Below are 13,472 nucleotides of genomic sequence, written 5' to 3' on the forward strand. Positions count from 1 at the left end.
GAGATCCTTTTGAACCGTGGCGATCCCGCCACTGTCAGCGGCACCGGCCGCGGGCGAGCCTGGTGGCGAAGGGAAGGGACACCACTCATGACTCGCATCGCCATCAACGGATTCGGCCGCATCGGGCGCAATGTGCTGCGCGCACTGCTCGAACGGGACAGCGCCCTCGAGATCGTCGCCGTCAACGACCTGACGGAGCCCGCCGCTCTCGCCCGGCTGCTCGCCTACGACAGCACGGCCGGCCGGCTCGGACGGCCGGTGACCGTCGACGGGGACGCCCTCGTCGTCGACGGCCGCCGGATCACGGTGCTGGCCGAGCGCGAACCGGAGCGGCTGCCGTGGGCCGGACTCGGCGTCGACATCGTCCTGGAAGCCACCGGCCGCTTCACCTCGGCGAAGGCCGCCCGCGCCCACCTCGACGCCGGCGCGAGGAAGGTGCTCGTCAGCGCCCCGTCGGAGGGTGCCGACGTCACGCTCGCGTTCGGGGTCAACACCGACGCCTACGACCCGGTCGCGCACACGATCGTCTCGAACGCCTCCTGCACCACCAACGCCCTCGCGCCGCTGGCCGCGGTCCTCGACGAACTCGCCGGTATCGAGCACGGGTTCATGACGACCGTGCACGCCTACACGCAGGAGCAGAACCTGCAGGACGGCCCGCACCGCGACCCTCGTCGCGCCCGGGCCGCCGGCGTCAACATCGTGCCGACCACGACCGGCGCCGCCAAGGCGATCGGGCTGGTGCTGCCGAACCTCGACGGCAAGCTGTCGGGCGACTCGATCCGCGTACCGGTGCCGGTGGGCTCGATCGTCGAACTCAACACGACCGTCGCCCGCGACGTGACGCGCGACGACGTGCTGGCGGCGTACCGCGCCGCGGCGCAGGGGCCGCTCGCCGGCGTCCTCGAGTACTCGGAGGACCCGCTCGTGTCGTCCGACATCACGGGCAATCCCGCCTCGTCGATCTTCGACTCGGCCCTCACCCGCGTCGACGGCCGCCACGTCAAGGTGGTCGCCTGGTACGACAACGAGTGGGGCTTCTCGAACCGCGTGATCGACACGCTGGAGCTCCTCGCCGCCCGCTGACCGGGCGCCGGCCGGTACCCCGCCCGCGGCCGCCCGGCCGGCCGGCGCCTCCACGGGTGCCGGCCGGCCGGGCAGCCGAAGTGCCCGGTCACGGCCCCGTTCCCGTACGGCTGCGGAGGGACCGCAGGCCCTCGTCCAGCAGGCGCCTGAGCCGCAGGGCGTCCGGTGCGACGGCGGTGACCAGCACGGCGGGCCCGGCGAGCGGGATTACGGCCGCGCCGTCGCCGACCGGGCGCGCCGGCGGCGGGTGCCCGGCGAACCCGGGCCGTACGACGACGGCTTGGCCGACGGCCCGGTGTCCCGCCAGCACGGCCGGCCCGTCCCAGCCGCCCGGCGCCCCGGGCCCGCAGGCCAGCTGCTGGTCGAGGACGCACCGGCCGGCGATCCGGACGGTGAGACGGCTGGTGAGCCGCCCCGCTTCCTCTCCGGCGCGCCCGAGCACCTGTTCCTCGCGGAGCACGAGCCGGGCGGACGCGGCGAGCTCCACGTGCGTGGTGACGGTGAGGTCGCTGCCCCGCACGGAGATCAGCTGTTCGGGCAGCCAGTGCAGTTCGGCCCCGTCCGCCACGGTCAGCCGGACGTCGTAGCGCGCCTCGCCCTCGGCCTGCCCCGGCAGGGCGAGGGTGGCGGCGGCCGAACCGACCCGCAGCCGGGCGCCTTCGGCCACGTCCGCCGTCACGGTGAGGTGGTCGCCGCCCAGCGGTCCGCTCATCGCTCCGACGAGCATCACACGGGCCTCGGCGCCGCTCGCCCGGACGCGCCGCAGCGCCAGCGGCCCCTCGCCGTCCAGGACGGGCAGGGCCGTCCCGCCCCGCCCGTCGGGCCGGGCGAGGATCCGCGCGCCGGCCCGTACGGACACACCGGTCGCCCTGGCCGTACCGGGCGTCCCGGACGTCACAGCCGTCCCGGGCGCCGTGATCACGCCGTCCACGCGGCCAGCCGGGCACGCACCCAGTCGGCGACGTCGCGCACGCCGTTCCTGCCGCGCAGCGACTGGAAGACGACCGGCAGTTCGCCGCGCTGCGCCTTGGCGTCGGCCGCCATCCGCGCCAGGTCGGAGCCGACGTACGGGGCGAGGTCGGTCTTGTTGACGACGAGCAGGTCGGCGGTGCCGACGCCGGGCCCGCCCTTGCGCGGGATGTCGTCCCCGCCGGCCACGTCGATGACGAAGACCTGCGCGTCGACGAGCCCCTTGGAGAAGGTGGCGGTGAGGTTGTCCCCTCCGGACTCCACCAGGATCAGGTCCAGCGGCCCGACCGCGTCCTCCAGGTCCTCCACCGCTTCGAGGTTGGCGGAGATGTCGTCCCGGATCGCGGTGTGCGGGCAGGCGCCGGTCTCCACGGCGCTGATGCGCTCGGGGGGCAGCACCGCCTCGCGGAGCAGGAACTCGGCGTCCTCGCGCGTGTAGATGTCGTTGGTGACGACGGCGAGGGACAGCTCGTCGCGCAGCGCCCGGCACAGGGCGGCCACGGTGGCGGTCTTGCCGGATCCGACGGGCCCGCCGAGGCCGACGCGCAGGGCGCGGCGGGTGCCGTCGGGGCGGTGGGCGTCGGCGCCGACGGCGGCGGGTCCGTCGTGGGAGTGGTCGAGGTGCATGGCGGCTCCTGTCTCGGCCGGGCCGCGCGGCCCGGCCCGTGGGAAGGCAACGGTGGGGAGGGGGCGGCGGGACGGGGGGGCCTCCTACGACGCGAACAGGCGGACGGGCCAGGCGGCATGCTGCTCGGCCGCGATCTCCAGCAGCGGCGCGGACGCGGCGGGCAGGGCGCCGGTCCCCTCGGCGAGGACCCCGCGCGCCGCCTCCACCGCCTGGTCCGCGACGCGGTCCAGCTCCGGCGCCAGCCGGGCCAGCACCCCGGTGGCGTCGAAGGGGTCCAGGCTCAGCAGCCGCACCGTCGCGGTGGCGGGCCCGCTGACGCTCTCGTACGCCGCGCAGTACGCGGCGTCCGCCGGTGCGAGTCCCGCCGCGCGTGCCGTGAGCCCGAGGACGACCGGCTGGTGGGCGCCCTTGGGGAAGACCCGTGCCAGGGCGTCGAGTTCGGGCGCGGGCCAGGTCGCGCGGGCGGCCCGCATCAGCTGGCGGCCCAGCCGGCGCGCGGTGAGGCGCAGCGCGGGCGACGGCGTGCGGGCGTCCGCCGCCGCGTCCAGCTCGACCGGATCGGCGCCGAGCACGGCGGCCGCCGCCAGGGCGGCGGCGACGAGCCCCGTCGTGTGCAGCCGCCCCCGGCAGAAGTCCTCCAGGCTCGCCGCGCCGGTGATCCGCCCGGCCCGTACGGCCGCCTCGGCGCCGCCGGAGTGCGCGTGCCCCCCGGCGGGGAAGCGGCCGTCGGCCAGGACCAGGAGTGCCGCCCTGGTCATCAGAAGAGGAAGTAACGCTGGGCCATGGGCAGTTCGGCGGCCGGTTCCGCCTCGACGAGCTCGCCGTCGATGTGGACGGCGAAACTGTCGGGGTCGATCCGCACGTCGGGCCGGGCGTCGTTCTGCCGCATGTCGGCCTTGGTGACGCCGCGTGTGGAGTCGATCGCCACGAACCGCTTGCCGAGCGCCAGCCGCTCGGGCAGCCCGTCCTCGATCGCCAGGGGGGCGACGAAGTTGACGGAGTTGGCGGCGGGCGCCCGGCCGATCGCGCCGTACATCGGGCGCGGCAGAACCGGCTGCGGGGTCGGGATGGAGGCGTTGGCGTCGCCCATCTGCGCGTAGGCGATCTGCCCGCCCTTGAGGACGAGGAGCGGTTTGACGCCGAAGAACGCCGGCTCCCACAGCACCAGGTCGGCTAGTTTGCCGGTCTCGACGGAGCCGATCTGGCGGGCCATGCCCTGGGCGAGGGCCGGGTTGATCGTGTACTTGGCGACGTAGCGGCGGACGCGGTGGTTGTCGGCCCGGCCGTCGCCGGGCAGCGCGCCGCGGCGCCGCTTCATCACGTGCGCGGTCTGCCAGGTCCGCAGGATCACCTCGCCGACGCGCCCCATGGCCTGGGAGTCGGAGGAGATGATCGAGATGGCGCCCAGGTCGTGCAGGACGTCCTCCGCGCCGATGGTGGACGGCCGGATGCGGGACTCGGCGAACGCCAGGTCCTCCGGCACGGCGGGGTTGAGGTGGTGGCAGACCATCAGCATGTCGAGGTGCTCCTCGACGGTGTTGACGGTGAACGGCCGGGTCGGGTTGGTGGAGCTGGGCAGCACGTGCGGCTGGGAGACCACGGTCATGATGTCCGGGGCGTGCCCGCCGCCCGCGCCCTCGGTGTGGTACGAGTGGATGCCCCGTCCGTCGATCGCGGCGAGCGTGTCGCCCACGAAACCGGCCTCGTTGAGGGTGTCCGTGTGGATGGCGACCTGGACGCCGGTCCGGTCGGCGACGGTGAGGGCGGCGTCGATGGCGGCCGGGGTCGCCCCCCAGTCCTCGTGGATCTTCAGGCCGGCCGCGCCGCCCCGGATCTGCGACAGCATCGCCTCGTGGGAGACGGTGTTGCCCTTGCCGAGCAGGCCGATGTTGACGGGGTAGGCCTCCAGCGCCTCCAGCATGCGGGCCAGGTGCCAGGGACCGGGGGTGACGGTGGTGGCCTTCGAGCCCTCGGCCGGTCCGGTGCCGCCGCCGACCAGGGTGGTGATGCCGGAGGCCAGCGCCTCGTCGGCGACCTGGGGGCAGATGAAGTGGACGTGCGCGTCGACGGCGCCGGCGGTGAGGATCCGCCCGTTGCCGGCGATGATCTCCGTCTCCGGGCCGATGACCAGGTCCGGGTGCACGCCGTCCATCGTGTCGGGGTTGCCCGCCTTGCCGATGCCGGTGATCCGGCCGTCGCGGATGCCGACGTCGGCCTTGACGACGCCCCAGTGGTCGATGATCACGGCGCCGGTGACGACGGTGTCCGGGGTGCCCTCGGCGCGGGTGGCGCGGGACTGGCCCATGGACTCCCGGATGACCTTGCCGCCGCCGAAGACGGCCTCCTCGCCGGAGAGTCCGGGACCGCCGGCGCGGTCCTCCTCGATCTCGACCAGGAGGTCGGTGTCGGCGAGCCGGATGCGGTCGCCGGTGGTGGGGCCGAACAGGTCGGCGTAGGCGGCGCGCGAGATCTCAGGCATCGAGGGCCCCTCCGGTCCGTCCGCGCAGCCCGGGCACCACGCGGGCGCCGGCGAGCGGGACGAGTTCGACGTCGACCGGGATGCCGGGCTCGAAGCGCACGGCCGTGCCGGCGGCTATGTTCAGCCGCTTGCCGCGCGCGGCGGCGCGGTCGAAGTCCAGGCCGGGGTTGGCCTCGGCGAAGTGGTAGTGGGAGCCGACCTGGACGGGCCGGTCGGCGGCGTTGAGCACGGTCAGCCGGGTGACCTCCCGGCCGGCGTTGCAGGCGATCGGCTCGTCGGCGAACAGGATCTCTCCGGGAATCATCGTCTCCCCGCCTCAGACGATCGGGTCGTGGACGGTGACGAGCTTGGTGCCGTCCGGGAAGGTGGCCTCGACCTGGACGTCGTGGATCATCTCGGCGACGCCGTCCATGACGTCGTCCCGGGTGAGCAGTTCGCGGCCGGTGGACATGAGTTCGGCGACGGTACGGCCGTCGCGCGCGCCTTCGAGGATGTGCGAGGTGATGAGGGCGATCGCCTCGGGATGGTTCAGTTTCACCCCGCGGGCCCGGCGTTTCCCGGCGACGTCGGCCGCCACGTGGATCAGTAGCCGCTCTTGCTCGTGCGGGGTCAGCTGCACGTCCCACCTCACAGTCCTCGCCCGGACCGTGCGGGGTCCGGATGTCGCAGCCACGGGGCAACAGCGCAGGTGGCCGGATCGGCAGGCTAGTTGCACCGGGTTTCGGTCACGTTAACCCGGCGATGATCAAGTCAAGTTGCCCAGAGCTACTTCTTGATCGCTCCTTTGCCCGCTCATGGGCGAGTGCTTCCCGCACCGCGGCGCTCCGCCACCGCGACCGGTGCGGCTCCCCGGCGTCGCGGGCGGAGCGCGCCGCCCGCGTCACGCTGCCGCCGTTCCCCGACAGTTGACGTACCGGCACCCGGCCCGGATCCCGCGTCGACGCGGGGTCCGGGCGGGGCCGGGAGGCGCCAAACGGCGTACCTCCTTTCGGTGGAGAAATTCCTGCTCCCCGGGGCGTGTGCCGGTTGCGCCCCCTGCTGCGCCTCACCATGGAACAGCGGATTCCACCGCTGGTCCGGCGCTCGGCGACACCCTCGACGGGAGCTCGAACACAGGGGTGCTCACCCGAACGGGCGAGTGGTGAGTAACAACACAAATCCCCGGTTCCGCTGGGATTTTCGGACTTCAGTGCGCCAAGATCCCTTTCTGACGACAAGCCCCCGCCACCGCGGCGGGGCGGTCCGGGCGGACGCCGAGTCCTGCCGCCGCCCGGATGACCGGTCGACAGGAAGTGGATCGGCAGGAGTGGAGGACCCAAGCACGACGGGTCGCCGGAACGGTCACGCCACGGCCGGGCCGAGCAGCCCTTGGGGTGAAGCCGCACCACGCGGCCGGGCAACTTCGCCAGCCCGAATCCGACAGGTCATCCTTCACAGGCGGCTGACGAAGGGTTGCGCATGACTGCGCTCAATCGTGTCCCGTCCCTCATGGTCCGGGCCGGTACGGCCTCGGCTCTCACCATCGCCGCCGTCGGCGGTTCGATCGTGGTGCCCGGCGTCGCCTCCGAGGCCGCCGCGGCCCCGGCCACCAAGGCCCTCCAGGTCGCGGCCTCCAAGAAGGGTGCACCGTACAAGTACGGTGCCACCGGGCCGTACCGGTTCGACTGCTCCGGGCTGACGCTGTACTCGTTCAAGAAAGCCGGCAAGAAACTGCCGCGCACCGCCGCCCAGCAGTACAACAAGACCCGTCACATCTCCGCCAAGAGCCGCAGGGCCGGAGACCTGGTGTTCTTCCATTCGGGCCGGAACGTGTACCACGTCGGGATCTACGCCGGGAAGGGCAAGATCTGGCACGCCCCGAAGACCGGCGACGTGGTGAGGCTCCAGAAGATCTGGTCCAAGAGCGTCTGGTACGGCCGGGTCAAGTGACGTGCCGCGGGGGTGGCGGCGACCCGACTCGCCGCCACCCCCGCGGCACCCCTCCGACCGCGAGGAGACCCTCGGGAGCCGGGGCCGGCTGCGCCGCGCCCGGCGCCTGCCCCCGGGACCGCGTGAGACGGCCGGGAGGGCCGGGAAGGGGGCGCGGGTCCCCGCGGGTGCCGTGCCCTGCGGTGGACACCCGTCGCACCACGGCCGGCTCCCCGCACCACGCGCGACGGGACGCCGCCGCGGCGCGCCCGACCGCTGCTTCGCCGGGTCGCTCCGGAAGCCGCGGATCGCCCGGGCCGGGGTCCGGGTCCTCCCCGCCGCCCCCGGCGTTCGCCTCCCGCTTCCCCGACCCCGGCGCCCCGCGCCGCCCGCGCCACTGCCCGCCGTCCCGCCACCGCGCCGTTCACGGCACCGGCCGCGCCGCTCGCTCCTCCGGAGGGACGCCGGGCCGCGCACCGTGCGGGTCTCCCCGCGGCCGGCCGCCATCGGCCCCGGTGTGCGGGTGCCGGCGTTCTGCGGCCCGGTGCCGCTCGTGGTGGACGTGACGGCCGGCCGGGCCGGTGGCGGCCGGCCGCGGGCGCGACGGCCCCGCCCGCGTGCTCCGGGCCGCGGGGACCGCTCCCCCGGCCGGCCCGGCGGGCGGAGGCATCCGGTGAGCGGCCGTCCGCGGACGGTCCGCCGGCGGCACGGGGTCGAGGAGCCGCGTCGCGCCGGGTGCCGCCGGCGCGGCGCGTTCGGCCGGACGCGCCGGTTCAGCGCCGCCGCTCCTGCCGGGGGACGGCCGTGACCGGCTCGGTCGGTTCCGTCCAGGGCAGTTCGATGGAGACGGTCTTGCCGCCCTCGCGGGTCGGCCGGATCCTCAGCCTGCCGCCGCACTCGGCGGCCAGCCAGCGGATGATCACCATGCCGCGGCCGTTGTCCTGCTGCACGGCGGCGGGCAGCCGCCTGGGGAGCCGGGGGTGGCTGTCGGTGACGCCGACGCACAGCCGTTCCTCGCGGTCGAGTACGAGGTCGACCGTGAAGGTGGGCGACTGGCCGAAGGTGTGCTGCACCGCGTTGGTGGCCAGTTCGGAGACGATGAGCCGGATGGTGTCGGACACCTCCGTGCCCGCCGGCAGGCCCCACTCCGCCAGGGTGCCGACCACGTAGGTCCGGGCGGCGGAGACCGAGGCGGGATCGCTCGGCAGAGTGACGGAGGCTTCCAGGTGGTCTGCCATGGCGACGTCGTCCCTTCCCGCGAGGCCGCAGCCCGGCGCGGAGCCGGATGGTTCGAGTACGGTCCCGGACTGGTGCTTCGCCGCCAGACTGCCATCACGCTCCGGTGAAGGGCGGCGATCCACCGGGATATGCATATATCTGTCGCTCGATGCGGTGAACTCTGCGACGGCAGACCGTATCCGGGCGGCCCGGGAGGAGTAGGGAGAGGCCCATGCAGCACGGTCCCGCGGTCCGCCGCCGGAAGCTGGGCGCCGAACTGCGCGCGTTGCGCGCCTCGGCCGGGCTCACCAGTGGTGAGGCCGCCCGGCTCGTGGGCTGGCACCAGTCCAAGGTGAGCCGGATCGAGACCGGGACGAGCGGTGTCAAACCGGCCGATGTGCGGTTACTCCTGGACGCCTACGGCGTGACCGATCCGCAACTGCGGGACCTGCTCCTGGTCCTGACGGGCTCCGGCCGCGGCTCCGGACGGCAGCACCACCACTGGTGGCACGCCTATCGGGGAGTGCTGCCGCCGACGTACCGGGACTTCATCAGCCTGGAGTCCCAGGCGAGCGCGATGCGCACGCTGGAGACCACCGTCGTCCCCGGGCTGCTGCAGACGCCGGAGTACGCCCGGGCGGTGACGCGGGCCGCGGTGGACGGACTGTCGGAGGAACGGCTGGACGCGCTGGTGGAGGTGCGGCTGGCCCGGCAGGACGTGCTGCGTGCGGATCCGCCGCTGGAACTGCGTGCCGTGCTGGACGAGGCGGTGCTGCGCCGGGAGGTGGGCGGGCCGGATGTGATGGCCCGGCAACTGGAGCGGCTGGTGGAGGCGGCGCGGCTGCCTCACGTGCGTCTGCAGGTCCTGCCGTTCGGCGCCGGGGCGCACATCGGCGTCACCGGCTCTTTCGTAATCTTCTCATTTTCGAGCACTTCTGATCTGGATGTGGTCGTTCTCGACCACTTGACGAGTAGCGTCTATCTGGAACGGAAAGAAGACCTGGAGGCCTACTCCGAGGCCTTCAACGCCCTTGGGATCCACGCCCTTTCGCCCGAGGACTCGTTGGATTTCATCGCCGCGACAGCGGCCGGCGCGTAAGGAGGCACCATGTCCGCACTGCCTCGCACCGTCCCTTCCAGCACCCGGCTGCCCGGTGTGCGGTGGCTGCGCAGCAGCTACAGCACGGGCGCGAACAACTGCGTCGAGACCGCCCGGCCGGCCGCCGGCCCCTGGGCCGGACTGCTCGCCGTACGCGACTCCAAGGACCCGGCCGGGCCCGCGCTGCTCTTCTCCCCGGGGAGCTGGGCCGACTTCCTCTCCGTGCTCCGGTGAGCCCCGAGCGGGTGGCCCCGGGGCCGGGGAGCCCGGTTCCGCCCGCTCCCGTCACGTCCGGCCGACCCGCCGGGCAGCGCGCGGCACGCGGCCGTGTCCCTGTCGGCTCACGGCCGCGTCCGGCGGATCACCCGCACAGCCTGCCGGAGCTCCTCCCCGGTCAGGTCCGCACGGGCGGTCAGCCTGAGCCGTGAGACGCCGTCGGGTACGGAGGGAGGACGGAAACACCCCACGGCCAGGCCCGCCGCCCGGCATTCGGCCGCCCACCGCACGGCGTCCCCGGCCGAAGGCGCGCGCACGGAGACCACCGCGGCGTCCGGACGCACCGCCGTCAGGCCCGCGGCGGTCAGCCGCGCGTGCAGTTCGCCCGCCACCGCACGGGCCCGCGCCGCCCGCCGGGGCTCGCGGCGCAGCAGCCCGAGGGCCGCCAGGGCCGCGCCCGCCGCCGCGGGGGCGAGTCCCGTGTCGAAGATGAACGTGCGGGCCGTGTTGACCAGGTGGTCGATCACCCGGGCGGGACCGAGCACGGCTCCCCCCTGACTGCCGAGCGCCTTGGACAGCGTGACCGTCACGACGACGTCGTCGGCGCCCGCGAGTCCCGCCGCGTGCGGGGCGCCGCGCCCGCCGTCGCCGAGTACGCCGAGGCCGTGCGCGTCGTCGAGGACCAGCCCGGCACCGTGCTCCCGGCACACCCGGGCGAGGCGTGCCAGCGGGGCGGCGTCGCCGTCGACCGAGAACACCGTGTCGCAGACCACGACGGCGGGCCCGTCGTGCGCCCGGAGCGCCTCGCGCACCGCGTCCGGATCGGCGTGCGCCACGACCCGGGTGGTGCCGCGGGCCAGCCGGCAGCCGTCGATCAGCGAGGCGTGGTTGCCGGCGTCGGACACGATCAGCGAGCCGTGCGGTGCCAGCGCGGTGACGGCGGCGAGGTTGGCGGTGTAGCCGGAGGAGAAGACGAGGGCCGCCTCGGCGCCGCAGAAGGCGGCCAGTTCGCGTTCGAGCTCCGTGTGCAGCTCGGTGGTGCCGGTGACGAGGCGGGAGCCGGTCGCCCCGCCGCCCCAGTCCCGCGCGGCCCGGGCGGCGCCCTCGACGACCTCGGGGTGCCGGGCCAGGCCCAGGTAGTCGTTGCCCGCCAGATCGAGGAGCGGGGTGCCGGCCGGGCGGGGACGCAGAGTCCGTACGAGCCCGGCGCGGCGGCGCAGCTCGGCCCGCTCGTCGATCCAGCCGAACGCCATGGGTCCTCCGGGGGTGCGGGGTTTTGTAGGCGGTGCACAGACATTAGCGGCCGGGACGGCCACCCGAAGTGTGGTGACACCCACACGGTGAATCGTCGAAGTTGTAAGGAGTCTCCGTGGCCACAGGCGGCCGAGTAGGCCAGGATCGGCTCTCATGGACCTGCTGAAGACGCTGGTGGACAAGGGACTTCGGCGCGAGACGCCGACGCGCGAGGAGGCGCTGGCCGTCCTCGCGACCTCCGACGACGACCTGCTCGACGTGGTGGCCGCGGCCGGCCGGGTGCGCCGGCACTGGTTCGGGCGGCGGGTGAAGCTCAACTACCTCGTCAACCTCAAGTCCGGGCTGTGCCCGGAGGACTGCTCCTACTGCTCCCAGCGGCTCGGCTCGCGGGCCGGCATCCTGAAGTACACCTGGCTCAAGCCCGACGAGGCCGCCGAGGCCGCCGCCGCGGGCGTGGCCGGGGGCGCCAAACGGGTGTGCCTGGTGGCCAGCGGGCGCGGTCCCACCGACCGGGACGTGGACCGGGTCTCCGAGACCATCAAGGCCGTCAAGGAGGAGAACGAGGGCGTCGAGGTGTGCGCCTGCCTCGGTCTGCTCTCCGAGGGCCAGGCGGAGCGGCTGCGCGAGGCGGGCGCGGACGCCTACAACCACAACCTGAACACGTCCGAGGCGACGTACGGGGACATCACCACCACGCACACCTACGCCGACCGGGTGGACACCGTGCGGAAGGCGCACGCGGCCGGGCTGTCCGCCTGCTCCGGGCTGATCGCGGGGATGGGCGAGAGCGACGAGGACCTGGTCGACGTCGTCTTCGCCCTGCGCGAGCTGGACCCGGACTCGGTTCCGGTCAACTTCCTCATCCCGTTCGAGGGCACGCCGCTGGCCGACGAGTGGAACCTCACCCCCCAGCGCTGCCTGCGCATCCTGGCGATGGTGCGGTTCGTGTGCCCGGACGTGGAGGTGCGCATCGCCGGCGGGCGCGAGGTGCACCTGCGCACGCTGCAGCCGCTCGCCCTGCACCTGGCCAACTCGATCTTCCTCGGCGACTACCTCACCAGCGAGGGCCAGGCGGGCAGGGCCGACCTGGAGATGATCGCGGACGCCGGGTTCGAGGTGGAGGGCACCGGGCAGGCGACGCTGCCGGAGCACCGGGCGGGCGGCGGATGCGGCGCGCACGGGGGCGGTTGCGCGGACGGGGGCGGCGCGCGCGAGGGCGGTGGCTGCGCGCACGGGGGCGGTGGCGTCTGCGGCTCCGCGCCGGGGACCGGCGAGCCCCGCACCGACCTGGTCGCCGTACGCCGCCGGGGCGCCGGAACGGACCTGGCGCCCAATGCCTGAGCCGGGCGTGCCCGAGCTGCTGGAACTGGACCGGCGGCACGTCTGGCACCCGTACGGCCCCATGCCCGGCCGCGAGGCCCCGCTCGTCGTGGAGTCGGCGAGCGGGGTGCGGCTGAAGCTCGCCGACGGGGCGGGCGAACTGGTGGACGGCATGTCGTCGTGGTGGTCGGCCGTCCACGGCTACAACCACCCCGTGCTGAACGAGGCCGTCCGCGAGCAGCTCGGGCGGATGAGCCACGTGATGTTCGGCGGGCTCACCCACGAGCCCGCCGTACGGCTGGCGAAGCTCCTCGTCGACATCTCGCCCGAGGGGCTGGAGCACGTCTTCCTCGCCGACTCCGGCTCGGTGTCGGTGGAGGTGGCGGTCAAGATGTGCCTCCAGTACTGGCGTTCGCTCGGCCGGCCCGGCAAGCGGCGCCTGCTGACCTGGCGGGGCGGCTACCACGGCGACACCTGGCAGCCGATGTCGGTGTGCGACCCGGAGGGCGGCATGCACCGGCTGTGGTCCGGCGTGCTCCAGCCGCAGGTGTTCGCCGACGCCCCGCCGACCGCGTACGAGGAGGCCTACGCGCGGCACCTGCGCGAGCTGATCGGGCGGCACGCGGACGAGCTGGCCGCGGTGATCGTCGAGCCGGTGGTGCAGGGCGCGGGCGGGATGCGGTTCCACTCCCCCGCGTACCTGCGGGTGCTGCGCGAGGCGTGCGACGCGCACGACGTGCTGCTGGTGTTCGACGAGATCGCCACCGGTTTCGGGCGGACGGGCGCGCTGTTCGCGGCGGAGCACGCGGCGGTGACGCCGGACGTGATGTGCGTGGGCAAGGCGCTGACCGGCGGCTATCTGACGATGGCGGCGACGCTGTGCACCTCGCGGGTGGCCGACGGCATCTCGCGGGGCGAGGTGCCGGTGCTCGCCCACGGCCCGACGTTCATGGGCAACCCGCTGGCGGCGGCGGTGGCGTGCGCCTCGATCGGGCTGCTCCTGGACCGGGACTGGCCCGCCGAGGTCGAGCGGATCGAGGCGGGGCTGCGGGAAGGGCTCGCGCCCGCGGCCGGGCTGCCCGGGGTGCGGGACGTACGGGTCCTCGGGGCGATCGGGGTGGTCCAGCTCGACCACGCCGTCGACATGAGGGCGGCGACGGAGGCGGCCGTGCGCGAGGGCGTGTGGCTGCGGCCGTTCCGCGACCTGATCTACACCATGCCGCCGTACGTCACGGACGACGCGGACGTGGCGAGGATCGCGCGCGCGGTGTGCGCGGCGGCGGAGGAAGGATGAG

At 74.3% G+C, this 13,472-nt stretch carries 14 protein-coding genes; 6 read left to right on the forward strand and 8 right to left on the reverse strand.

Going from position 1 to position 13,472, the window contains the following annotated elements:
* Positions 1 to 87: 87 nt before the first annotated feature.
* Positions 88 to 1,086: a type I glyceraldehyde-3-phosphate dehydrogenase gene (gene gap, locus ACSU6Z_RS03290; RefSeq protein ID WP_437042677.1), complete on the forward strand. Its 999-nt coding sequence runs from the start codon at positions 88 to 90 to the stop codon at positions 1,084 to 1,086.
* Between the two features lie 88 nt (positions 1,087 to 1,174).
* Here gap and ACSU6Z_RS03295 read toward each other — a convergent pair whose 3' ends face one another.
* The 6 genes from ACSU6Z_RS03295 to ACSU6Z_RS03320 form a co-directional block, all read right to left on the reverse strand.
* Entirely contained in the window at positions 1,175 to 1,945 is a 771-nt protein-coding gene (locus ACSU6Z_RS03295; protein ID WP_437042679.1) for an urease accessory protein UreD, read from the reverse strand.
* Between the two features lie 59 nt (positions 1,946 to 2,004).
* Entirely contained in the window at positions 2,005 to 2,682 is a 678-nt protein-coding gene (gene ureG, locus ACSU6Z_RS03300; RefSeq protein ID WP_437042681.1) for an urease accessory protein UreG, read from the reverse strand.
* Positions 2,683 to 2,766: 84 nt separating this feature from the next.
* A complete protein-coding gene (locus ACSU6Z_RS03305) occupies positions 2,767 to 3,441 on the reverse strand; it encodes an urease accessory protein UreF (RefSeq protein WP_437042683.1) in 675 nt (224 codons plus the stop codon).
* A complete protein-coding gene (locus ACSU6Z_RS03310; RefSeq protein WP_437042685.1) occupies positions 3,441 to 5,162 on the reverse strand; it encodes an urease subunit alpha in 1,722 nt (573 codons plus the stop codon). Before ACSU6Z_RS03310 ends, ACSU6Z_RS03305 begins: the two co-directional genes overlap by 1 nt.
* Positions 5,155 to 5,466 (reverse strand): urease subunit beta, encoded by a 312-nt coding sequence (locus ACSU6Z_RS03315; protein ID WP_437042687.1) that lies wholly within the window; start codon positions 5,464 to 5,466, stop codon positions 5,155 to 5,157. The genes ACSU6Z_RS03310 and ACSU6Z_RS03315 overlap by 8 nt, the downstream gene beginning before the upstream one ends.
* A gap of 12 nt (positions 5,467 to 5,478) precedes the next feature.
* Complete coding sequence (locus tag ACSU6Z_RS03320) at positions 5,479 to 5,781, reverse strand: urease subunit gamma (protein WP_437042689.1); 303 nt, start codon at positions 5,779 to 5,781, stop codon at positions 5,479 to 5,481.
* 839 nt (positions 5,782 to 6,620) lie between these two features.
* On the opposite strand from ACSU6Z_RS03320, the gene ACSU6Z_RS03325 reads away from it, so the two are divergent.
* Entirely contained in the window at positions 6,621 to 7,091 is a 471-nt protein-coding gene (locus ACSU6Z_RS03325) for a C40 family peptidase (RefSeq protein WP_437042691.1), read from the forward strand.
* 752 nt (positions 7,092 to 7,843) lie between these two features.
* On the opposite strand, the gene ACSU6Z_RS03330 is transcribed toward ACSU6Z_RS03325, so the two are convergent.
* Positions 7,844 to 8,308 (reverse strand): ATP-binding protein, encoded by a 465-nt coding sequence (locus ACSU6Z_RS03330; RefSeq protein ID WP_437042692.1) that lies wholly within the window; start codon positions 8,306 to 8,308, stop codon positions 7,844 to 7,846.
* A gap of 212 nt (positions 8,309 to 8,520) precedes the next feature.
* On the opposite strand from ACSU6Z_RS03330, the gene ACSU6Z_RS03335 reads away from it, so the two are divergent.
* Positions 8,521 to 9,387 (forward strand): helix-turn-helix domain-containing protein, encoded by an 867-nt coding sequence (locus ACSU6Z_RS03335; protein WP_437042694.1) that lies wholly within the window; start codon positions 8,521 to 8,523, stop codon positions 9,385 to 9,387.
* A gap of 9 nt (positions 9,388 to 9,396) precedes the next feature.
* The gene (locus tag ACSU6Z_RS03340) at positions 9,397 to 9,621 is read left to right on the forward strand and encodes a DUF397 domain-containing protein (RefSeq protein ID WP_437021584.1); all 225 of its coding nucleotides are present in this window, start codon (positions 9,397 to 9,399) and stop codon (positions 9,619 to 9,621) included.
* Between the two features lie 107 nt (positions 9,622 to 9,728).
* Here ACSU6Z_RS03340 and ACSU6Z_RS03345 read toward each other — a convergent pair whose 3' ends face one another.
* Positions 9,729 to 10,856 carry an 8-amino-7-oxononanoate synthase gene (locus tag ACSU6Z_RS03345; protein WP_437042696.1) on the reverse strand — a complete coding sequence of 376 codons (1,128 nt, stop codon included), beginning with the start codon at positions 10,854 to 10,856 and terminating at the stop codon, positions 9,729 to 9,731.
* Between the two features lie 154 nt (positions 10,857 to 11,010).
* Here ACSU6Z_RS03345 and bioB point away from each other — a divergent pair, with 154 nt between their 5' ends.
* Positions 11,011 to 12,198 (forward strand): biotin synthase BioB, encoded by a 1,188-nt coding sequence (gene bioB / locus ACSU6Z_RS03350; RefSeq protein ID WP_437042698.1) that lies wholly within the window; start codon positions 11,011 to 11,013, stop codon positions 12,196 to 12,198.
* Entirely contained in the window at positions 12,191 to 13,471 is a 1,281-nt protein-coding gene (locus ACSU6Z_RS03355) for an adenosylmethionine--8-amino-7-oxononanoate transaminase (RefSeq protein WP_437042699.1), read from the forward strand. Before bioB ends, ACSU6Z_RS03355 begins: the two co-directional genes overlap by 8 nt.
* The last annotated feature ends 1 nt before the right edge of the window (position 13,472 follow it).

It is taken from the genome of Streptomyces sp. enrichment culture (assembly GCF_964273145.1).
In the GTDB taxonomy this organism is placed as follows: domain Bacteria; phylum Actinomycetota; class Actinomycetes; order Streptomycetales; family Streptomycetaceae; genus Streptomyces.